Raw genomic sequence first — 21509 nt, forward strand, 5'->3', positions numbered from 1 at the left:
ACCGCCCCGTCCGTCCCCGGCCCCGCCGCGAACCTCATCCGGCCGTCCCCGGCTCCCCGCCTCCGCGAGCCGCCCCCGCCCTTCCCCGCTGAACGGAGTACCACCGATGATCACCGCTCTCGCGCCCGCCCCCGCCCCCGCCGCGCCGGCCACCGTACCGGCCCGTGCGCTTCCGTCCGTCCGGCCGCGGCGGGTGCTGATCGCCACCGACACCTACCCGCCGGACGTGAACGGCGCCGCCTCCTTCACCCACCGGCTGGCCTGCGGGCTGGCCGCCCGGGGCAACGAGGTCCACGTGGCCTGCGCCTCCGACGAGGGGCCGGCCAGGACCGAGCACGTGGACGGGGTGACGGTGCACCGGCTGCGGTCGGTGCCCGTGCTGGTGCACCCGACGATGCGGATCTCGGTGCCGGCCCGGCTGGACGATCTGGTGGCGGCCGTCTCGCCGGACGTGGTCCACGTGCAGGGGCACTTCGTGGTGGGCCGGGCCGCGATCTCGGCGGCCCGGCGCGCGGACGTCCCGGTGGTGGCCACCAACCACTTCATGCCCGACAACCTCTTCCAGTTCGCCCACGTCCCGGGCGCGCTGCGCGACCGGGTGGGCGAACTGGCGTGGCGGGACTTCCGGCGCGTCTTCTCCCAGGCCGACCGGGTGACCACGCCGACCCGGATCGCCGCCGAGCTGCTGGCGGGCAAGGGCTTCGCCCATCAGGTGGAGCCGGTCTCGTGCGGCATCGACCTGCGCCGGTTCCAGCCGCGCGGCGGTCTCAGGTCGCCGGCGCGCCAGGCGCTCGGCCTGCCGGACCGCCACACGGTGCTGTTCGTCGGGCGGCTGGACGAGGAGAAGCGGCTGGACGAGCTCATCCGGGCGCTGCCGTACGTGCTCAACGACCACGACGCGCAGATCGCGCTGGCCGGCACGGGCGGGCAGCGTGAGCCGCTCGCCCGGCTGGCGCACCGGATCGGGGTCGGCGACCGGGTCGTCTTCCTCGGCTTCGTCCCGGACGAGACGCTCCCGGACGCCTACGCCGCCGCCGACGTCTTCGCCATGCCGGGTGTCGCGGAGCTGCAGAGCATCGCGACGCTGGAGGCCATGGCGTCCGGGCTGCCGGTCGTCGCCGCCGACGCGATGGCCCTGCCCCACCTGGTACGGCCCGGCGGGAACGGCCACCTGTACCGGCCCGGGGACGTGAGGGAACTGGCGCGCCGTCTGGGCGACGTGCTGGGCGCGCCCGAGCGGCGGGCCGCCATGGGCGCGGCGAGCCGGATGATCGCGCTCACCCACGACCACCAGGTGTCCCTCGCCCGGTTCGAGGCGATCTACCGGGATGTCGCCCGGCGAGGTCACCGGGGGATCGCGTGGTGAGGCCACCGGGAGGCCACCGGGAAGTCACGCGGTGGGACGGCCGGTGGATCGTGCGGCGCGGCCGGCGGAGGGCCGCGCGGTGAGGAAGGGCCCCGTCCGGGAAGGTCCGGACCGGGAGGCGCACGTCCGGGGGCGACCCGGCGGAGGAAGCGCCGCGGCGGGAAGAGCGCCGCGGGAAGGAGCGGCGCGATGAGGGAGGACCCGGTGAGAGCGGACGGCGCGGACGGAGAGGACGGAGAGGGCACGCTGTGGCGGCGGCCCGCGATGGCCTGCGTGGGCGTCGCGGCGGCGGCGATGGCCTACGCCCATCTGGCGGCGATCGGTTCGGTGGATCCGATGACCGAGCTGACCAGCCGTTACGCCCTGTTCGGCCCGAGCGGCTGGGCCATGGCCGTCGCCGCGATCGCGCTGGCGGTGAGCTGCGTGTGGACGGCCTACGGCCTGACCCGGGTGGACCCGGCGCGCAGCGCCGCGGCGCGCGTACTGCTCGTCGCGGCGGCGCTGGGCCTGCTGCTCACCGCGGTGTTCCCCACCGACGCGCCGCCCGGGGTCACCTCCGGCGGCGGGGAGGTCCACCGCTGGGCGGCGGCCGTGGTCCTCACCGCGCTGCCCTGCGCGGGCCGGCTGCTCGGGCGCCGGTTCGGCGAGCCGGCGCTGTCGCTGGCGGCCGGCCTGTCGGTGGCGGCGCTGGTGGCGTTCCTCGCGGCTCGCCCGGGATCGCCGGTCGCGGAGATCGTCGGCGGCTCGGGCTACCACGGCCTGCTGGAGCGGCTGGCGCTGCTGGCCGACACGGCCGTGGTCTTCCTGGCGGCCCGGTGCGCGGACGGACGGGGCGCTCCGGCTCGCGCCGCCCGGCCGCTGGGCGCTTCCTTCGAAGCGGGACCGGTGCTTCTTGAGCGCGAAATGAAACCTACCGGACAGTAACAAAAGAGACATATCCCCACTGCGGCACCCGCCCTTACCTACGCTAACGTAGGTTACGGAACCGTAGAGAGTAAGGAAGAGGTCCTATGCGGGAGTTCAGCCAGACCGAGCTGCTGCTCGAACTCGAGCCCGTCGTCGCCGGAGAACTGGACCGGCACCACAAAATGGCCAAGGAGTGGTTCCCGCACGAATACGTGCCGTGGTCCGAGGGTCGCGACTACGACGGGATCTTCGGCGGCGAGGCCTGGTCCGAGACCGACTCCACGATTCCCGAGGCGGCGCGGATCTCCCTCGTCGTCAACCTGCTGACCGAGGACAACCTCCCCAGCTACCACTACGAGATCGCCACGACCTTCGGCCGCGACGCCGCCTGGGGCACCTGGGTGCACCGCTGGACCGCCGAGGAGGCCCGCCACGGCACCGCCCTCCGCGACTACCTGACGGTCACCCGGGCGGTCGACCCGGTCGCCCTGGAGCGGGCCCGGATGTCGCACATGGAGGAGGGGTTCACCAACTCCTACGAGGGCGTGCTGCACTCGCTGGCCTACGTCTCCTTCCAGGAGCTGGCCACCCGCATCGCCCACCGCAACACCGGCAAGGTCTCGGGAGACCCGAACTGCGAGCGGCTGCTCGCCAGGATCGCCGCCGACGAGAACCTGCACATGCTCTTCTACCGCAACCTGCTCGGCGCGGCCTTCGAGCTGAACCCGGCCCAGACCATGCGCGCCGTCACCGACGTGGTGACCACCTTCCAGATGCCCGGCACCGGCATCCAGGGCTTCAGTCGCAAGGCGATGGCCATCGCCCACGCCGGGATCTACGACCTGCGCCTGCACCTCGACGACGTCATCATGCCGGTCCTGCGGCAGTGGTCGGTGTTCGAGCGGGGGAGCCTGGGCGACGAGGGCGACAAGGCCCGCGAGGAGCTGGCGGAGTTCCTCGACCGCCTTGAGGTGACCGCCTCCCGCTTCGTCGAGCGCCGCGAGGCCCGCCGCGCCCGCGAGGCCGCCGACGCCTGACGCCTTCCGCCCGTGGCCGCCCCGAACCGCGGGACGGCCACGGAGCCGCGCGTTCCGAGTGGCATGACCGGCTCAGACGTACCTCAATGATGCCGCTGTCCGACCGGCCGGAAGGGCGGTTCGTGTCCGATCAGCCGCATGATCCGTGTCCGATCAGCCGTGCCGCCCATGTCCGATCAGCCGGTGCTCCGGAGTTCCCGGACGGTCACCCGTGCCGGCCGTTCGCGGGCACCCGGCCGGTACGGATCGCCGCACGGAGGCTCAGGCGGTCAGGGCCGGCTCGCGAGGAAGGGCGGGGTCGGGGGCGGGCCGCAGCCGGCGCAGGGAGAGCAGCACCAGCAGGGCGGCCAGGCCCGTCGTGACCGGCGGGACGAGGAAGGCCAGGGACGCGCCGAAGCGGTCCACGAGCTGGCCCGCCACGGCGGCGCCGGTGGCGATGCCCAGGCCGGTCCCGCCGTTGAGCCAGGTGAACGCCTCGGTCCGCACCTCGGCCGGGACGAGGCCCTCGGCGAGGGTGTAGCCGGTGATGACGGCCGGGGCGATGAGGAGGCCGGCCGCGGCGGCTCCGCCGTACAGCATGGGGACGGATCCGGCGAAGCACAGCGCGACGGTGGCCGCCGAGAGCAGGCTCAGGGCGGCGGCCAGCCTGGCCGGGGCGCCGACCCGCCAGCGGACGACGCCGTAGAGGAGCCCGCCGACGAGGCTGGCGGCGGAGAAGGTCGCGTAGACCGGCCCGGTCGCGGCGGACTGACCGAGCGCGGCCGTCGAGGAGGTGATGCCGACCTGGAGGCTGCCGAAGACGCTGCCGAGCGCGACGAAGGCGACGGCCAGCAGGGCCACGCCCCGCAGCCGCAGCACCCCGCCCCGGGAGCGCGCGTGGACCGGTACCGGCTTGGGGGCGCCCTCGCGGACTCCGGCGAACACGAGCGTGCCGACCACCACCATGACCAGGGCCGCGAGCAGCGCCCAGACGGGCGAGAAGCCGGTGGACAGGGCGACCAGGAGCATGGGCGCGAGGGTGAAGGTCAGCTCGTCGGTCATGGACTCCAGCGCGAAGGCCGTGTTCAGCCTGCCGGAGCCGCCCAGCATGTGCGCCCAGCGGGCCCGTACCATCGAGCCGACCTGCGGCATCGACCCGCCGGCCAGCGCCGACACGGCGGTGAGCGTGACGGGCGAGGCGTGCGAGGCGGCCAGCGCCAGCAGCGCGCCCAGCGCGGCGGCGTGCAGGACGGCCTGCGGGACGAGCACCCTGGGCTGGCCGTGACGGTCGGCCAGCCGTCCGGTCTGCGGGCCGACGAGCGCCTGGGCGACGGCGGCGGCGGCCGAGGCGATCCCCGCCGCGCCGTACGAGCCGGTGGACCACTGCACCAGGAGCAGGATGCCGATCTGCAGCATGGCGTACGGCAGGCGGGCGACGAACGCGGGGGCGAGGAAGCGCCAGGCTCCCGGCAGGCCGAGAACGGCGAGGTAGGACTTCAACGGGTCTCCGTCCAGGGTCCAGACGGAGGACATCGCCCGGCCGGGGCGAGCCGCACCGTCGTGGTGGGCTTCGACCGGGGTAGATACCGCGGGGTCGCGGCCGCCGTGCGGTCATTACGGGCGCGCCCCTTCGGGCACGCCAAGCAGACAATTTACCCTAAAAGGTGCATCCCTTATTTTCCGCCGGCCCGCGGACCGCCCGCAGGACCGGCCAGGCCGCGAGCGCGAGGGCGAGCGACAGCGCCGCCACGGCCCCCATGGCCCCCGGCAGGCCGGTCGCGTCGGCCCACCATCCGACGTAGACGGGCCCGGCGAGGAAGCCCAGGTAGGCGAAGCCCGTCACCACGGACGTCGCCCGGCCGCGCACGGCGTGGCCGACACCGTCGTTCGCCGCGGCCAGCAACGTGGGGAACAGCACCGCGGTCCCCGCCGCGGCCAGGACGAGCCCGGCCAGCGCCACGGGCGCGGAGGGAGCGGCGGCCACCGCCGCGCTCCCGGCGGCGGCGGTCACGGCGCCGCAGACGAGCACGGTCGCGGCGCGCCAGGACGCCAACCGGCCGGCGGAGAAGCGGGTGACGGCGACGACGGCCGCGAAGACCGCCGGAGCGGCCGCGGCGAGCACCGGCCCGGCGCCGAGCACGTCGGCCAGGTAGACCGCCCCCCAGCTCTGGTGGGCGTTCTCGGCGGCGAAGGCCAGCGCGCCCAGCCCGCCGAACAGCAGGAGCGGCGCGAGACGTACGGCGGGCCGCCCCGAGCGTCCTTCCGGAGCCCCCTCCCCCGTCGGCCGCGCCCGCGCGGGACCGCCGTCCCCGTCCGCCCGCTCCCCCGGCGCGCCCGTACCACGCCGTGCCGCGCGATCGGCCGCACCGGCCCGCCCGCCCGCCGCCACCACCGGGACCAGTCCCGCGGCGATCAGGGTGACCAGCAGGAACGGCAGGAAGACCGGCGCTCCCGCGTCGGCCAGCAGCCCGGTGGAGAGGCTCGCGAGCACGACGGACGCGGAGAAGAACCCGTGCGCGCGGGTGATGACGGGCCGCCCCGCGGCCTGCTCCGCCGCCCCGGCGGCCGCGTTGATCGCCACGTCCGCCGCCCCGGCGGCCGCGTTGATCGCCACGTCCGCCGCCCCGGAGGCCGCGCCGAGCAGGGCGAGGCCCGCCGACAGGCTCCACAGGTCGCGCGCCGTGAGCGCCACCGCCGTTCCCACCGCGCCGAGCAGCACGAGCAGCAGGGCGGCCGGCCGTCGCCCCCAGCGGTCGACGGCCAGGCCCGCGGCGGGCATGGCGGGCAGCGCCCCGGCGCCGACGAACAGCAGGGCGAGGCCCAGCCGGCCGTCGTCCAGACCCGCCTGGTCACGGATGGCGGGCACCGACGCCCCCCAGGCTCCCCAGAACGCGCCGAAGACCACGAAGCCCGCGTAGGCGGCCCGCTGCCCGGAGACGATTTCGGAACCCGACATGTGTGTAACGATACACAAGGACTGTGTATCGTTACACAAGTATCCTTCCCCCATGACGGGAACGGCGGGCGGACGGCGGGCGACCATGGCCGAGGTCGCCCGCGAGGCGGGGGTGTCGGTGATGACCGTCTCCTATGCCTACGGCCGCCCCGACCGGGTCTCGGCCGACACACGGGCCAGGGTCCGCGAGGCCGCCGAACGTCTCGGCTATCCGGGCCCGCACCCCGGGGCGCGGTCGCTGCGCCGCGGTCGCACCGGCAATCTGGGCGTCGTCCTCGGCGAGCACCTCACCTACGCCTTCGACGACCCGCAGGCCGCCCGCTTCCTCGCGGGAGTCGCCCAGGTCTGCGCCGACCACGGCATGGGACTGACCCTCGTCCCGGTGACCGGAGGACCGGGGGACGCGAACCGCGTCGCCGAAGCGGCCGTCGACGGCTTCGTCGTCTGGACCACCGCGGACGACGACCCCGTCATCGACGCCATCGTCGCCCTGGGACTGCCGGCGGTGGTGCACGGCGGCCCGCTCCGGGACGACCTCCCCTTCGTGGCCGCGGACGACCGGGCCGCCGCCGAGACGGCGGGGCGCGAGGCGTTCTCCGGCGTCCACCGGCCCGCGGTGCTCGGCTTCCCGCTCGACCGCACCAGGGCCACCGGCGTCTTCCCCGGCATCGACCCCGCCGCCGCGACCTTCCGCGTCACGAGGCAGCGCCTGCACGGCTTCCGGGACGCCTGGACCGCCACCGGGAAGCCGTGGGAGCAGGTCAGGGTGGCCGTCTGCTCCACCAACAACGCCCGCGAGGCGGACGCGCTCGCGACCGGGTTGCTGACCGGCCCGGACCCCTGCGACGCGATCGCGGCGATGAGCGACGAACTGGCCCTGGGCGTCCTCCGCGCCGCGGCACGCCTGGGGGTGGACGTCCCCGGCGACCTCGCGGTCACCGGGTGGGACGACACCGAGGCGGCCGCCGCCGCGGAGCTGACCACCATCGCCCAGTCCCTGCGCGACCAGGGTGCGCGTTGCGCACGGGTGGCTCTCGGCGCGCCCCCCGCGGCCGGAGACGCCGGGCCTCCTCACTGGCGGCTGGTCCGGCGCGGCTCGACCCGCCGCCCCTGACCGCGCCCGGCCCGCCGCCCCACCCCGTCGCCCCCAGCCACACCGGTCGCCCGGTCGTGCCGGTCGTGCCGGTCGTGCGGGGAGGCGGAGCGGCTGAGGGCGGGGACGCGATCCCTGCTCGCGCCCCCGCCGGGACGGTCGCCGGGCGCTGAGGGTCAGGCCGGGTCCCGTGCCTCCCTCTCCCCCGGGTCCTCTCCATCCGCCGGGCCGTCCGCCCGCTTCTCCCCTTCCGAGGGGTCGTCCGCCCGGCCCTTCCCGGAACGCCTGGAACCCCGGGAGACGAGGCTGACGATCGCCTCCGACCGGCTGGCGATCAGCGGTCCGAGCAGCGCGAGGATGAGCACGTACCCGGCGATGAACGGCGCGAGCCTGGTGTCCAGTCCGGCGGCGAGCGCCATCGTCGCCAGGACCAGGGCGAACTCGCCGCGCGAGAGCACGGTGAGCGAGATGTTCACCGCCTCCCTCCGGCCGAACGAGTTCAGCTTCGCGGCGGCCGTCCCGGCCGCCACGTTGAGCAGCAGGGTGATCGCCACCGCGGCCGCGATCGGCCAGGCCACCGAGAGCATGTCGCCCGGCTCGATGGACAGGCCGAACGCGAAGAAGAACAGCGCCGCGAACGCGTCCCTGAGCGGGTGGACGAACTGCCGGATGCGCGGCGCCGCCTTGGTCGAGCTCAGAATGAGGCCGATCATGAAGGCCCCGATGGCGTCGGACACGCCGAACTCCTCGGCGACGCCGGCGGTGAAGATCGCCAGGCCGGTGAACATCACCACGAGCAGTTCGTCGTCCCTGGTGCTGACGAGCCGGTTGACCAGCCGGGCGCCCCAGCGCGCCACCGCGGTGAGCGCGACCAGGAAGGCGAACGCCCTGCCGAAGGAGGCCGCCGCGGCGGCGACGGAGTCCGCCCCGCTGAGCACCGGCTGCAGCACGGCGAGGTAGAGCGCGAGGAACACGTCCTCGACCACGATGACGCCCAGGATGAGGCGGCTCTCCGGGTTGCCGAGGCGGCCGAGGTCGATCAGCAGTTTGGTCACGATGGCCGAGGAGGAGATGCCGATGACCCCGGCCAGGACCATCGCCTCGCGGAAGCCCCAGCCGACGGCGAACCCGAAGGCCAGACCTCCCCCGACGTTGAGCAGGATGTAGACGGCCCCGGCCAGGACCATTCGCCTGCCTCCCTCGACGAGGTCGTCGAGGGAGAACTCCAGGCCGAGGTAGAACAGCAGGAAGATCAGGCCGAGCGCGGCGATGAGCCCCAGGTCCGCCGGGTTCTCGACCAGCGCGAGACCGGGGGTGTGCGGGCCGAACACGATGCCCGCGAGCATGAACAGCGGAATCGTCGGCAGCCCTACGCGGGTGCCGATTCTGGCGATGACCCCGGCGGCCAGGAAGGAGCCGCCCAGGGCGATGAGAGCGTCACCCAGTGCCATGCGGCCCGCCGTCCGGATGGAGTGCGGGCATGGTGAACACCCGTTCCGGGTGGAGTGCGGGCATGGTGAACACACGTTCGTCGAACATTGGAAACCTCCTGTGGAGTGATCTCGGTGTCGGTGCGTCGGAGATCACCCTGCGGAGGCGCCCGCGGGTCGGAGACGTCGCGTACGGCGGGCACGGCGAGGCGCACCCGTGACGGCGGGCACGGAAGACGGGTCCCCGGCCCCGGTCCGGGGATCTGCCCGGCCTCCGGGGCCGCGGGAGCGGGGCCGGTCTGGTGTGGAGCGGCCGGAGGCAGTACGGCGCCGCCCGCCAGCATGACGGCGACCCCGGACTCGTGGTGACGGTGACCGGGCGTCGCGAGAGGGGCGTGGACGACGGCGAACAGGGCCAGCAGGATCGCGGCGACCGTACCGACGATCCTCCGCGGCAAACCGGACCCTAACTCTCGGGGGAATTGTCTGTCATTTTACCATCTGTCACGAAACGACGCCGAGGACCGCCCTCAGGTCGGCGAGCAAAGGGAGCGGGCGGATACATACGTCTCGTTATGTCCGCGATGGGGTGGGCACGGGTGACAGGAGGAACACCGCAAGGACGGCGAGATGATCGGAGGGGGATCGCTGTGGACAGGCGGCGCACGCCGGACGACCCGTATTCGCGGTTCGAGGACGAGGGGATCCCGGACCTGCAGGAGGGGACGCCGGAACAGCAGTGGGCGGTGGATCCGCAGGAGGAGCCCCTGCCCGCAGACCAACCGGGCGCGCTGGACGACTACGGGACCACGGCCGAGGAGTGGAGCGCCGGGGAACCCCTCGACGGCCGCCTCAGCCGCGAGGAGCCCGAGCTCCAGCCGGTGTTCGGCGTGGAGGAGGGAGAGGGGACCGGCCGCGGCGAGGACGAGGCGGCCACCGGCGAGGACGGTCTCGACCCGGACATCCCGGACAACCTCGACGAGCAGGTGACCGAGACCAGCGGCCTCGGCGTGGGGGCGGACCTCAACACCGACTACCAGCGCGACGAGGACATCGACGTCGGCTACCAGTCGCAGCCGTCGGGGCCGGTCGGCGGGTACGGCGGCGACGAGCCGCACCAGGCGGGCCGGCTGGTCGAGCCCGACCAGGGCGCCGCGTCCGACACCGAGCCCGACATGATCGCCGAGGACGTCGGCCCGGACTTCGGCGGCTACACCGCCGAGGAGGCCGCCATGCACGTGGAACCGGAGTGACTTCAGGGCGGAGGTGACGGCGGAGCGTCCGGCGTCCGGGGTCTCCCCGACGCCGCGTCTCCGTTCCCGGTGAAGGCGAGTGGCCCGGAGCCGTCCGCCGTCACCGCCCGGATGAGTCGGCCGCCGCGAGGCGGCGCCGGGGCGCGGTGTAGGCCCAGTGCCAGACCAGCTCCAGCGGTCCCCGCCGGAAACGGCGCAGCCAGAGCGCCGACAGCGTGGCCAGCAGCAGGCAGATGCCCGCCCAGGCGGCCACCGTCCACCATGGCCGCAGGTCCGCGAGCTTCGCTGCCAAGCCGAGACCCCAGCCGTAGCAGAGGACCGACGCGATCAGGTTCTGCGCCACGTAGCAGCTCAGCGCGGTACGGCCGGCCGCGGTCAGGCCGCGCCGCGCGAAACCGGGGACCCCGCCGGACAGGCGGCTCATCCGGTGCGCGACGCCGGTGATGAGGGCGAGCAGGCCGAGGGCCACCAGCGGCGGCAGCAGGTAGCGGTCGACCAGGACCCAGTCGTCCCCGGCGAAGGAGGTCAGCAGGTTCAGCGGCACGCCCACGCCGAGCCCGGCGGCCATGAGCCGTCCGCGGAGCGCGGCGCCGCGGGCGGAGTCCTCCAGCGCCCCGGCGCGCATCAGCCGGGCGCCGAGCAGGAACAGCGTGATCCCGAGCGGGATGATGAACACGGCCTCCAGCCGGTAGAAGCCGGCCAGCTCGATCCGGGCCGCCACCTGGTCGGCGTAGGAGCCGTCGGTGAACAGCGTGCCGGGCCGGGACGGCGACGCGGGGGTGTCGTCGGATATCAGGGCGAGAGTGACCAGGCCGACCATCGACGCGAACACCACCCCCGCGCCCGCCGTCCACGCCGTGACCACCCGGTCGCTCCGGCCTATCAGGTAGGCCACCACGACCGAGGTCACCGCGTATCCCATGAGGACGTCGAACTCGAAGACCAGCAGGTAGTGCAGGAGCCCCTCGGCGAACAGCAGCCCCGCGCGCCAGAGGTACCGGCCGGGCCACGACGCGCCGCGGCGCGCGGCCGAACGGTACTGCAGCTCCAGCCCGATCCCGAAGAGCAGGGTGAGCAGGGCGAGGAACTTGCCGTTGCTCAGGAAGCGCAGGACGGTCTCCACCGCACCGGTCCCGCCCAGCGCGTCCAGCACCCCGGCCGGGCCCGCCGGGCTGGTGAAGATCCAGATGTTGGTACCCAGCGTTCCCATGATGGCGACGCCCCGGAGCAGGTCCAGCACGTCGATGCGTTTCGCCGTCACGCTTCAACGATCTCGGACCCGGCCCGGCCGGACATCCTCCCTCGGACCCGTCCGCGGCGTACATCGAAGGATGGACACCCGCCCTCCGGCCGGTCGATCCCCCGCCTCCGGGATGTACGCCTCACCGGCCTCCGGTTCCGCCCGGATGCCCGAAGCCCGGGGTCAGAGGTGCTCGGCGAGGAAGGCGGTGACAGCCTCCACGGCCCGGCTCACGTGCGGTTCGGCGTCGTACAGGTCGGTGTGGAGCCGGGCGTCCAGCCAGACGAGCCGCTTGGGCTCGTCCATCCGCTTGTAGACCTCCTCCGCGCCCTCCGGGGAGCAGAGGCGGTCCACGACGCCGTGCACCACCAGGCCGGGCTTGGGCGACAGGAAGTCGGCGCCGGTCATGTTGTCCATGGTGACCAGCTCGCGGACGGAGGCCCGGGTGACCTGGTTGCGCCAGTGCGGGGACGCGCCGCGCCCGGTGCCGTAGTAGGCGTACGGCTCGTCGCCCGGCATGGCCGCCTCCCCCTCCGTCGCCACGGCGGGGACGTACTCGACCTCGCCGCCGAGGTCCTGGCGCTCCAGGACCTCGGTGAAGGAGGCCAGCGCCTCCTCGTACCCGGCCGGTGACATCCGGGCGCGCGCGGTGTAGGGGTCGTTGTAGGCGCCGGCGATCCCGGCGAAGACCCGCACCCGGGGGTCGAAGGCGGCGAACTTCAGCGCGTAGCCGGCGCCCAGGCAGATCCCGACCGCGCCGATCCTGGCGCCGTCGGCCTCGGGCCGCGAGCGCAGCAGCGAGACCGCCGCCCGCAGGTCGTGCAGCTTGCCCTGCGGGTCCTCGTGCAGGCGCGGCGTCCCGCCGGACTCTCCCCAGTTGCGGTGGTCGAAGGCCAGCGTCACGTATCCGGCGGCGGTCAGCCGTTCGGCGTACAGCCCGGTCACCTGGTCGCGGGTGCCGGTGAACGGCCCGGTGAGGACCAGCGCCGGGTGCGGGCCGGGGTCGTCCGGCGCCCGCAGGTCGCCGACGAGCGTGATCCCGTCGGCCTCGAACTCAACCCTCTCGGTCATGCGTCCCAGTCTGGACGACTCCCGCCCCTACCCGCGGGCGACCCTTGATCGGAAACTTCGGTTCCATGCATGACCTACAACCTCACCACTGTGGCACCACAAACGCGGCGAAGAGATCAGCTGGACATCACAGTGAACGCGGGAACATGCGCGGGCCGGATCACGGAGAAATCTCTGGTGTCCAGGGTGAGCACTTCGGCGACGTGTAAACGCTCGGCGACTGCGACGACTGACGCGTCTGCCGACCCCAATGGAAGATCCGAATAACGCTCCACCAGATCAGCGATACGGCCGAGATCAGTCTCTGTGAGATCGATCAGATGGAAGGCTCCGGATCTCAGTGACCGCAGGAAGCCGGCCTCGACCTTAGCTCCGCCGATCTTGCCGAGCAGGTAGGAGACTTCACCAGCAACGAAAGCCGGCCCGAGAAGTTCACGCCACTCCGCACGCAACCGCTCGAACGCCTTGATACAGACATCATGTTTGCGGTCGTTTCGAATGGCAGCGGCGACGATGGGCCCGGTGTCAACAACGATCACACTTCGTGACCATAGCCCTCGCGCAAGATCTCTTCAGTGCGTTCGGCGATGTCATCCCGATCGGTGGTCACGGACCCGAACCAGGCAGGCGGCCACTCCTCCGACCCGCTCTCATCGGAGTGGACGAGGCGCAGAGTGTGCACGCGCACCTCGTGAAGCTGGTCCGGCGTCAACCGGTCGATCAGCCGGTGCATGTCCTCGTACTCTTCGGGAGCAGCGGTCATGGCCCGATTCTATGCCAGGCGCTTCAAGAGACACCGAGCTACCGTTCATCCGCGCCGGAGCGGCACGAGGGAGCATCACCTCCGGAAGGAGAGGAGCCGTACGACCCGTCGGCACCGCGCCCGCCGGAGTCCCGCCCCAGGGCGGCGTCACTCCCTCTCGTCCAGGAGCGCGCGCAGCGCGGGGCGCAGCAGGCGGTCGATCTCCTCCCGGGGCGCGTCGCGCAGCCGGGCGTCGTCGCTGGGCAGTTCGGCGCCGACCCGATCGACCTGCCCGCCGAGCGCGGCCCGGACGGCGTCGGCGGCCTCGGGGTGGGTGAGCATGGAGCGCAGCATGGCCAGCGAGGCTGGCGGAATGCCCGGCGGGCCGGACCCGGCCCGATAGAACAGCCGGCCCGGCGACGCGGGCCCTTCCGGTGACTCGGGACGAGCCGGGAAAGGGCTGGGAACGATCCGGGGCGGCCCCGGCGGAACGCCCCTGGCCCGGCCGGGAGGGGTCAGCCCCGGTTGAAGGGATCGGCGTAGGCGAACGCGCCGCGGAGGCCCGGGTCGCCCGGGTCGTACGCCGACAGGGCGCGGACCTGGAGGAACACCCCCCACTCCGGCACCGGGGGCACGACGCCGTACTCCGCGGCGGGCCGGAAGCCGAAGCGCGAGTAGTAGACGGGCGAGCCGACCAGCACCGCCATCGGCTCGCCCATGGCGTCCGCGGCGCCGAGGAGGGTGTGCACCAGGGCGAGGCCGACGCCGCGCCGCTGGTGGGCGGGGTGGACGCTCACCGGGCCGACGGCGACGACGGGAGCGCCCTCGACGTGGCCGCGGCTGCCCAGCACGTGCCCGACGACCTGCCCGTCCGGGCCGGTCGCGACGAGGGACAGCGCGGGCATCCATCCGTCGCAGCCGCGCAGCTCGCGCAGCAGGGTGTCCTCGAAGGGGGTCTCGCCGGGCCGGTCGGGCTTGGCGAAGGCGGCGGCCGTCACCCGGTGGACGGCGTCGATGTCGGCGGGGGTCTCACGGCGGACGATCATCCGCCCACCTTGTACCGGGCCGGTCGGGCGCCGCAATCGGATTACCGGCCGGCGGCGCCCGGCCGAGGAGCCGCTCGGGGCTGCGCGTCCCGCGGGGACGAGGCCGGGATCGGCCGCGTCCCCGCGGGACGGGACGCCTCAGAGGGCGCCTCAGGAGTCGAAGCCGAGGCCCATCCGGTCCAGAGTGCGCAGCCACAGGTTGCGGCGGCCCTCGTGGAGGTCGGCCCGGGCGAGCGACCAGCGTGTCATCTGGATCCCCGCCGAGCGGACCGGCTCCGGCGGGAAGGGGATCGGCTTCTCCCGGACCATCCGCAGCTCGGTCCGCTCCGTCGGCTCCCCGGCGAGCAGGTCGAGCATGACGTTGGCCCCGAAGCGGGTGGCGGCGACCCCCAGGCCGGTGTAGCCGACGGCGTAGGCGAGCCGCCCGCCGTGGGCGTGGCCGTAGAAGGCGCTGAACCTGCTGCAGGTGTCGATGACGCCGCCCCACCGGTGGGTGAAGCGCACCCCGTCGAGCTGCGGGAAGGTGGTGAAGAAGTGCTCCGCCAGCTTGGCGAAGGTCTCGTCGCGCTGCTCGTACTCCGGCTTGATGCGGCCGCCGTTGTAGTAGACCGCGTCGTAGCCGCCCCACAGGATGCGGTTGTCGGCGGTCAGCCGGTAGTAGTGGAACTGGTTGGCCGAGTCGCCCACGCCCTGGCGGTTGCGCCAGCCGACGGAGGCGAGCTGCTCCTCCGACAGCGGCTCGGTCATCAGGGCGTAGTCGTAGACCGGCACCAGGAAGTGCTTCAGCCTGCGCAGCAGCGGCTGGAACACGCCGGTGCCGAGCGCGACCTTCGCGGCCCTGACGGTGCCGCGCGGGGTGACCAGGTCCATGGTGGCCCGGCTGTCCCTGATGTGGCGGACCGGCGTGTTCTCGTAGACGCGCACGCCCAGCTCCAGGCAGGCTCGCCGGAGCCCCCAGGCCAGCCGGGCGGGGTCGATCATGGCGCAGCCGTCGCGTTCCCAGTAGCCGCCGACGTAGGTGGGCGAGTTCACCTCCGCCCGGACCTCGTCGCGGTCGAGGACGTCGTAGTCCAGGCCCAGCTCCCGCGCCGCCTGGACGCTCTCGCGCATTTCGTCGAGCTGCCAGGGCTCGGTGGCCACGTGCAGCTCGCCGGTGCGCTCGTAGGCGCAGTCGATGCCGTAGCGCCCGACGGCCTCGCCGATCTCGTCGAGGTTCGCCCGGCCCAGCCGCTCCAGGGTGGTGATCTCCTCGGGCCAGCGTTCCAGCCCGTTGGCGAGGCCGTGGGTGAGCGACGCCACCGCGAACCCGCCGTTGCGGCCGGAGGCCGCCCAGCCGATCCCGCGTCCTTCCAGCAGGACCACGTCGAGGGACGGGTCGCGTTCCTTGGCCATCAGGGCGGCCCACAGCCCTGAGAAGCCTCCGCCGACCACCGCGAGATCGGCGGTCGTGTCCTTGAGGAGCCGCGGCAGCGGCTCGGGTTTCGCCGGACTGTCGAGCCAGTACGGCTTGCGCTCCGCATCAGCAAGAGCCTTCAGCGGATCCACAAATCTCACTTCCCTACGGTGAGTCAAAAAATTCGTTGTCTAGGTATTGCGTGACCTCGGTGGTCACACGCGGGTTCCCCCCGCCTGAATCCGATCTCGCCTCCCTGTTCTGTGCCGGAGATCTCTTTCGGGTACGCCGAAGCCCCGTGCCGCCCACCGCGGGCGGAACGGGGCCTGACGGCGCTAGGTCCGGCGGCGGGCGGTCACCATGTTCACCACGGCGATCACCACGCCTACCGCGAATATAAGGGTTCCCAGAATGTTGACCTGCGGCGGCACCCCGATCCGGGTGGCGCCCCAGATCCACAGCGGGAACGTCTGGAGGGCGCCGCTGGTGAACTGGGTGATCACGAAGTCGTCGATGGACAGCGCGAACGCCAGCAGCGCGCCCGAGATGACGCCGGGCAGGATCATGGGGAACGTGACGCGCCAGAACGTCACCCAGGTGGACGCCCCGAGGTCGCGCGCCGCCTCCTCGATCGAGGGGTCGAGGCCGACGACCCGGGCCCGTACGGTGATCGCCACGAACGACAGCGAGAACAGCACGTGCGCGATGACCACGGTCACGAAGCCGGGCTGCACCCCGGCGCTGACGAACAGCGACAGCAGCGAGGAGCCCATGACCAGCTCGGGTGAGGCGATGGCGGCGAAGAGCACCAGGTTGACGGTGCCCAGCCCGCGGAACCTGTAGCGGCCCATCGCCAGGCCCATGAGGGTGCCGATCACCGTGGTGATCACCGTGGCGAGCACGGCGATCTCCAGGGAGTTGACGACCGCCTCGATCAGCTTGGGGTCCTGGTCGAGCATGCCCCACCACTTGAAGGTGAAGCCCTGCCAGGTCACGTTCGACTTGCTCTTGGTGTCGTTGAAGCCGAAGATGATCATGACCGCGATCGGCAGGAACAGCCAGGCGAGGATCAGCCAGACATAGACCTTGAGCAGCCGGTCGAGAAGGCGGCGGCGGGGCCGGGCGGGCGCCGGGGCGCCGGCGGACGGCGCCGTGACGGGCGCGGATGTGGTGGCAGTGCTCATCGGGCCGCCGCCTCCAGCACGTTCTCGGTGCCCAGCGCCCTGGCGTAGGCGAAGATGCCGATCAGCATCGCCGCCATCAGCGCGAACGACAGCGCCGCGGCCGACGGGTAGTCGTTGTTGACCAGGAACCTGGACTGGATGATGTTGCCGATCATCGTGTTCGCCGGGCCGCCGAGGATCTCGGCGTTGACGTAGTCGGCGGTCATCGGGACGAACGTCATCAGCACCCCGGCGAACACGCCGGGCAGCGACAGCGGCAGCACGACCTTGGTGAAGGCCTGCCGCCGGGCCGCGTACAGGTCCTGCGCGGCCTCCACGACGCGGGGGTCCACCCGCTCCAGGGCCACGTAGATCGGCAGGATCATGAACGGCAGGTAGTTGTAGACCAGGCCGCCGATCACCGCCACGGTCGTCTGCAGCACGTGGAAGTCGTCGGGCACCAGGCCCAGGGACTTCAGCGGCGACAGCAGCAGCCCGTTGTCGGCCAGCAGGAACTTCCACGACACGGTGCGCAGCACGAACGACACGAAGAACGGCAGCAGCACCAGCAGCAGGTAGGTCGACTTGCGGGAACCGCCCCTGAAGGCGATCCAGTAGGCCATCGGGTAGGCCAGCACGATGGAGACGACCGTGGCGACCAGGCCGTACCCGGCCGAGCGCAGGAACTGCGTGCCGTACTGCGACAGGACGTCGCCGTAGATCGACAGGTTGAACGTCTGGACGAAGCCGTTGACCACGTCGCCCTCCTGGGTGGACACCGAGGCCATGAAGACCATCGGCACCACCAGGAAGATCGCCAGCCACAGCCCGCCGGGGAGGATCAGCAGGTAGGGGGCGAAGCGCTTCATCGCTCGCCTATCCCTGGGTGATGGGCTGGAAGACGGACTCGAAGACCTTCTCCTCGGCGATGGTGAGGGCCCGGAAGGACCGGAGCCTGGCCATGTCGGCCTCGGCGGGGTAGATCATCGGGCTGTTCGCGAGCTGCTCCAGCGACTTCTTGTCGTCGCCGCTCGCCTTGGCGGCGTCGGCCAGGACGAGGTCCTTGGTGGACGGCACCGGGGTGATGTAGTTGATGGCCTCCACCAGCATCGTGGCGATCTTCGGCTGGTAGACGTAGTCCATGTAGGTGAGCGCGTCGAGGGGGTTCTGCGCGGTCTTGGGGATGCACAGGTTGTCGGTCCAGATCGTGCCACCCTCCTGGGGGATCACGAACTTGATGTCCTTGCCCTCGGCGACCTGCTGGAAGATGTCTCCGGACCAGGCCATGGTGATCCAGATGTCGCCCCGGGCCAGCGCGTCGACGTAGTCGTTCTCGTAGTACTTGCGCACCAGGCCGTCGTCGCGCTGCTTCTGCAGCCGGGCGGCGGCCTTGCGCCAGTCGGCCTCGGTGGACTTGTCCGGGTCGATGCCCTCGGCGAACATCCCGAAGTTCGCGACCTCCTGCGGGTCGAGCATCATGCCGACCTTGCCCTTGTACTTGGGGTTCCACAGGTCGTTGACGCTGGTGACCTCGTCCACGTACTTGGGGTTGTAGGCGATGCCGGTCAGGCCCGCCGTCCAGGGGACCGTGTAGGTGTTGTTCGGGTCCCAGGTGGGGTTCTTGACCTTCTCCGCCGCGTTGGCCGCGAAGTTGGGCAGCTTGGAGTGGTCCAGCGGCACCAGGTAGCCCAGCGCGATGGCCTTGCTGAGGTGGATGCCGTTGGTGATGACCATCACGTCGTAGCCGATGTCGGTGCCGGAGGCGAGCAGCGGCTGGATCTTGCCGAAGAAGGAGGGGGTGTCCTGGATGGCCTCGGTGTAGGTCACCTTGATGCCGGTGTCGGCGGTGAACTTCTCCAGGGAGGGAGAGCGGCCGTCCTCCTTGTCGATGTACAGCGTCCAGTTGGCGAACCGCAGCGTGCCGTTCTTCTTCTTGGACGCCCAGTAGTCGGCGACCGCGTCCTTCTGGGGCGGGGCGGCCTTCTTGCCCTGCACTCCGCAGGCGGTCAGGGCGAGCCCGGCGGCCGACAGGCCGGCGAGACGGAAGGCGTCGCGGCGGGTCACCGAGCGGGGCCGGGTCATGCCGCGCAGCAGGGCGGCGTCGAGGGAGGAGTCCTGGTGCATGGGGTGGCTCAACTTCCGATCACGTAAGAATGCTGCGGCCGCCACGACAGCCAGACCGCGTCGCCGCGCTCGGCCGTGCTCGTGCTGTCGAGCGCGTTCTGCTGGAAGACGGTGACCTCGGTGCCGCCGGGCAGGCGCACCGCGTAGCTGTTGTACAGGCCCAGGTAGACGACCTCGGCGACGGTGCCGCGCACGGCGCTGAGGCCCGCCGCGGGCTCGTCGGTGGAGATCATGACCTTCTCCGGGCGTACGGTGACCGCGATCGTGTCCCCGGCCCGGTGCGCGCCCTCCTCGGTGAGGACCCGGCCGTCGTCCCCGAGCCGCAGTACGGCGCAGCCGTCCTCGACCCGGTCCACCGTCCCGCTGATCAGGTTGGAGGTGCCGATGAACCCGGCGACGAACGCGGTGGCGGGGCGCTCGTAGATCTCGCGGGGGGAGGCGAGCTGCTCGACCAGGCCGTCGTTCATGACGGCGATGCGGTCGCTCATGGTGAGCGCCTCGCTCTGGTCGTGGGTGACGTAGACGAACGTGATGCCGACCTCGCGCTGGATGCGCTTGAGCTCGATCTGCATGGCCTGGCGAAGCTTGAGGTCGAGGGCGCCCAGCGGCTCGTCCAGCAGGAGGGCGCGGGGCCGGTTGACCAGGGCCCGGGCCAGGGCCACCCGCTGCTGCTGGCCGCCGGACATCTCGCGGGGGCGGCGCTTCTCGCGCCCGCCGAGGTCCACGATCTCCAGCATCTCGCCGACGCGGCGTTTGATCTCTGCGTCGGGCACCTTCTTGCGCCGCAGACCGAAGGCGACGTTCTCCCAGACGTTCATGTGGGGGAAGAGCGCGTACGACTGGAACACCATGTTCACGTCGCGTTTGTTGGGGGGGACGTCGGTCACGTCCTGGCCGTGCAGCCGCACCGTGCCGCGCGACGGGTCCTCGAACCCGGCGATCATGCGCATGGTGGTGGTCTTGCCACACCCCGAGGGGCCGAGGAGCGAGAAGAACTCGCCCTCGGCGATGGTCAGGGTGACGCCCTTGACCGCCTGGACGACCTCACCGTGGGCGAGGTACTCCTTGACGACTCCGTCGAGCTCGATGGCGGGCACCGGAGGCGGGCCGGAGGCGGCGGGGGCCACCGCCTCCACATCCGCCTGGGTTTCGGTCATACCAGGCTATCCCTCTGTTTCGCGGCTATTCGCCGATGTAGTGCATGACGTGCTTGACGCGGAGGTAGTCGTGGAGCCCGAAGACCGACAGGTCCTTGCCGTAACCGGAGTGCTTGAAGCCTCCGTGCGGCATCTCGGACACGAAGGGGATGTGGGTGTTGACCCACACGACACCGAAGTCGAGTCGCCTCGACACCCGCATCGCCCGACCGTGGTCGGAGGTCCACACCGAGCTGGCGAGGCCGTACCGGACGCCGTTGGCCTTGGCCACGGCGTCGGCCTCGTCGGAGAAGGTCTGGACGGTGATGACGGGCCCGAAGACCTCGTTCTGCACCATCTCGTCGTCCTGCTGGAGGCCGTCGACGACGGTCGGGGCGAAGAAGTACCCCGTGTCGCCGACCCGCTGCCCGCCGGTCAGGACCTTGGCGTGGCCGGGCACCCGCTCGATGAAGCCGGTCACCCGCGCCAGCTGGTCCGCGTTGTTGAGCGGACCGTAGAGGGCGTCCTCGTTGGACAGGTCGCCGGTCACGGTGGCGGTGGCCGCCTCGACGAGGGCCGCCACGAACTCGTCGTGGGCGTCCTCGTGGACCAGTACCCGGCAGGCCGCGGTGCAGTCCTGGCCGGCGTTGTAGAAGCCGCCCGCGGCGATCGCCTCGGCCGCGGCCTTCACGTCCTTGACGTCGTCGAAGACGATGACGGGAGCCTTGCCGCCGAGCTCCAGGTGGACCCGCTTGACGTCCTCGGCGGCGGTCTTGGCCACGGCCATGCCGGCGCCGACCGAGCCGGTGATGGCGACCATCTGGGCGGTCGGGTGGCCCACCACGAGCGCGCCGGTCTCGCGGTCGCCGGTGATGACGTTGAAGACGCCCTTCGGCAGGACCTCACCGATGATCTCGGCCATCTTGAGGGTGGAGACCGGGGTGGTGTCGGACGGCTTGAGCACGACGGTGTTGCCCGCGGCGAGCGCGGGGGCGATCTTCCAGACCGCCATCATCATCGGGTAGTTCCAGGGGGTGACCTGGCCGACGACGCCGATCGGCTCGTGCCGGATCACGGAGGTGTGGTCGGCGAGGAACTCACCCGACGTCGGCCCCTCCAGGGTGCGGGCGGCGCCGGCGAAGAACCGGAAGTGGTCGGCCGCGACCGGGGTCTCGTCCTCGGCCATCCGGGCGCGGGGCTTGCCGGTGTTGAGGCACTCGGCCTCGTTGATCTCGTCGGCGCGCGCGTCGATGGCGTCCGCGACCTTGAGCAGCAGATTGGCCCGCTCGCCGGGGGTCAGCAGACTCCACGACTCGAACGCGGCGGCCGCGGCGGCGTAGGCGGCGTCGACGTCCTCCGCGCCGGAGATCGGCGCCTGCAGGTAGGCCTCTCCGGTGCAGGGGTCGATGACGTCGGAGAACCGGCCGCTCTTGGCGTCCACGAACTCACCGTTGACATAGTTCTGCAGACGGGTGGTCACCGTTGACCTCCTGTGAGGTGGCTTGGTTATGGGGACTCTTACAGAGGAGAGCCTACGCGACAAGGGATTTCGTTGTTAAGATACCAAATCGCGA

20 protein-coding genes are annotated in these 21509 nt (G+C 72.1%); 5 read left to right on the top strand and 15 right to left on the bottom strand.

The genetic code is table 11. The features are described 5' to 3' along the window. The first annotated feature begins 106 nt into the window (after window positions 1-106). The 3 genes from HDA43_RS07680 (at window position 107) to HDA43_RS07690 (ending at window position 3309) form a co-directional block, all read left to right on the top strand. Window positions 107-1366, top strand: a complete 1260-nt coding sequence (locus HDA43_RS07680) for a glycosyltransferase (protein ID WP_179819054.1) — start codon at window positions 107-109, stop codon at window positions 1364-1366. 189 nt (window positions 1367-1555) lie between these two features. Next, window positions 1556-2290, top strand: a complete 735-nt coding sequence (locus HDA43_RS07685; RefSeq protein ID WP_179819055.1) for a DUF998 domain-containing protein — start codon at window positions 1556-1558, stop codon at window positions 2288-2290. An 86-nt stretch (window positions 2291-2376) separates the two neighbouring features. After that, entirely contained in the window at window positions 2377-3309 is a 933-nt protein-coding gene (locus tag HDA43_RS07690) for an acyl-ACP desaturase (RefSeq protein WP_179819056.1), read from the top strand. A 261-nt stretch (window positions 3310-3570) separates the two neighbouring features. On the opposite strand, the gene HDA43_RS07695 is transcribed toward HDA43_RS07690, so the two are convergent. Next, window positions 3571-4788, bottom strand: a complete 1218-nt coding sequence (locus tag HDA43_RS07695; protein WP_218911644.1) for an MFS transporter — start codon at window positions 4786-4788, stop codon at window positions 3571-3573. A gap of 157 nt (window positions 4789-4945) precedes the next feature. Then, window positions 4946-6244: an MFS transporter gene (locus HDA43_RS07700; protein WP_179819058.1), complete on the bottom strand. Its 1299-nt coding sequence runs from the start codon at window positions 6242-6244 to the stop codon at window positions 4946-4948. A gap of 52 nt (window positions 6245-6296) precedes the next feature. Between HDA43_RS07700 and HDA43_RS07705 the strand changes: the two genes are divergently transcribed. Beyond that, on the top strand, window positions 6297-7358 hold the full coding sequence (locus HDA43_RS07705) for a LacI family DNA-binding transcriptional regulator (RefSeq protein ID WP_218911645.1): 1062 nt from the start codon (window positions 6297-6299) through the stop codon (window positions 7356-7358). A gap of 155 nt (window positions 7359-7513) precedes the next feature. Here the strand turns inward: HDA43_RS07705 and HDA43_RS07710 are convergent, their stop codons facing one another. Next, window positions 7514-8788 (bottom strand): cation:proton antiporter, encoded by a 1275-nt coding sequence (locus HDA43_RS07710; protein ID WP_179819059.1) that lies wholly within the window; start codon window positions 8786-8788, stop codon window positions 7514-7516. A 629-nt stretch (window positions 8789-9417) separates the two neighbouring features. Between HDA43_RS07710 and HDA43_RS07715 the strand changes: the two genes are divergently transcribed. After that, window positions 9418-10020, top strand: a complete 603-nt coding sequence (locus tag HDA43_RS07715) for a DUF5709 domain-containing protein (protein WP_179819060.1) — start codon at window positions 9418-9420, stop codon at window positions 10018-10020. A 100-nt stretch (window positions 10021-10120) separates the two neighbouring features. On the opposite strand, the gene HDA43_RS07720 is transcribed toward HDA43_RS07715, so the two are convergent. The 12 genes from HDA43_RS07720 to HDA43_RS07775 all read right to left on the bottom strand — a co-directional run bounded on the left by HDA43_RS07720 (window position 10121) and on the right by HDA43_RS07775 (window position 21415). Beyond that, on the bottom strand, window positions 10121-11281 hold the full coding sequence (locus tag HDA43_RS07720) for a DUF418 domain-containing protein (RefSeq protein ID WP_312873085.1): 1161 nt from the start codon (window positions 11279-11281) through the stop codon (window positions 10121-10123). A gap of 162 nt (window positions 11282-11443) precedes the next feature. After that, a complete protein-coding gene (locus HDA43_RS07725) occupies window positions 11444-12331 on the bottom strand; it encodes an alpha/beta hydrolase (RefSeq protein WP_179819061.1) in 888 nt (295 codons plus the stop codon). A 116-nt stretch (window positions 12332-12447) separates the two neighbouring features. Then, on the bottom strand, window positions 12448-12870 hold the full coding sequence (locus HDA43_RS07730; RefSeq protein ID WP_179819062.1) for a type II toxin-antitoxin system VapC family toxin: 423 nt from the start codon (window positions 12868-12870) through the stop codon (window positions 12448-12450). After that, window positions 12867-13094 (bottom strand): hypothetical protein, encoded by a 228-nt coding sequence (locus HDA43_RS07735; protein WP_179819063.1) that lies wholly within the window; start codon window positions 13092-13094, stop codon window positions 12867-12869. The genes HDA43_RS07730 and HDA43_RS07735 overlap by 4 nt, the downstream gene beginning before the upstream one ends. Before the next feature lie 147 nt (window positions 13095-13241). Next, window positions 13242-13427, bottom strand: coding sequence for a hypothetical protein (locus tag HDA43_RS07740; protein ID WP_179819064.1), 186 nt, complete (start codon window positions 13425-13427; stop codon window positions 13242-13244). Between the two features lie 161 nt (window positions 13428-13588). After that, window positions 13589-14119, bottom strand: coding sequence for a GNAT family N-acetyltransferase (locus HDA43_RS07745; protein ID WP_179819065.1), 531 nt, complete (start codon window positions 14117-14119; stop codon window positions 13589-13591). A 150-nt stretch (window positions 14120-14269) separates the two neighbouring features. After that, window positions 14270-15664, bottom strand: coding sequence for an NAD(P)/FAD-dependent oxidoreductase (locus HDA43_RS07750; RefSeq protein ID WP_179822931.1), 1395 nt, complete (start codon window positions 15662-15664; stop codon window positions 14270-14272). Window positions 15665-15847: 183 nt separating this feature from the next. Beyond that, window positions 15848-16696 (bottom strand): ABC transporter permease, encoded by an 849-nt coding sequence (locus HDA43_RS07755; RefSeq protein WP_179819066.1) that lies wholly within the window; start codon window positions 16694-16696, stop codon window positions 15848-15850. Continuing rightward, window positions 16693-17544: an ABC transporter permease gene (locus HDA43_RS07760; RefSeq protein WP_179819067.1), complete on the bottom strand. Its 852-nt coding sequence runs from the start codon at window positions 17542-17544 to the stop codon at window positions 16693-16695. Before HDA43_RS07760 ends, HDA43_RS07755 begins: the two co-directional genes overlap by 4 nt. A 7-nt stretch (window positions 17545-17551) precedes the next feature. Further along, window positions 17552-18799: a polyamine ABC transporter substrate-binding protein gene (locus HDA43_RS07765; protein WP_179822933.1), complete on the bottom strand. Its 1248-nt coding sequence runs from the start codon at window positions 18797-18799 to the stop codon at window positions 17552-17554. A gap of 8 nt (window positions 18800-18807) precedes the next feature. After that, window positions 18808-19956: an ABC transporter ATP-binding protein gene (locus tag HDA43_RS07770; RefSeq protein WP_179819068.1), complete on the bottom strand. Its 1149-nt coding sequence runs from the start codon at window positions 19954-19956 to the stop codon at window positions 18808-18810. Window positions 19957-19981: 25 nt separating this feature from the next. Next, the gene (locus HDA43_RS07775; protein WP_179819069.1) at window positions 19982-21415 is read right to left on the bottom strand and encodes a gamma-aminobutyraldehyde dehydrogenase; all 1434 of its coding nucleotides are present in this window, start codon (window positions 21413-21415) and stop codon (window positions 19982-19984) included. Window positions 21416-21509: the final 94 nt, after the last annotated feature.

This window comes from Streptosporangium sandarakinum, assembly GCF_013409935.1.
In the GTDB taxonomy this organism is placed as follows: Bacteria; Actinomycetota; Actinomycetes; order Streptosporangiales; family Streptosporangiaceae; genus Streptosporangium; species Streptosporangium nondiastaticum.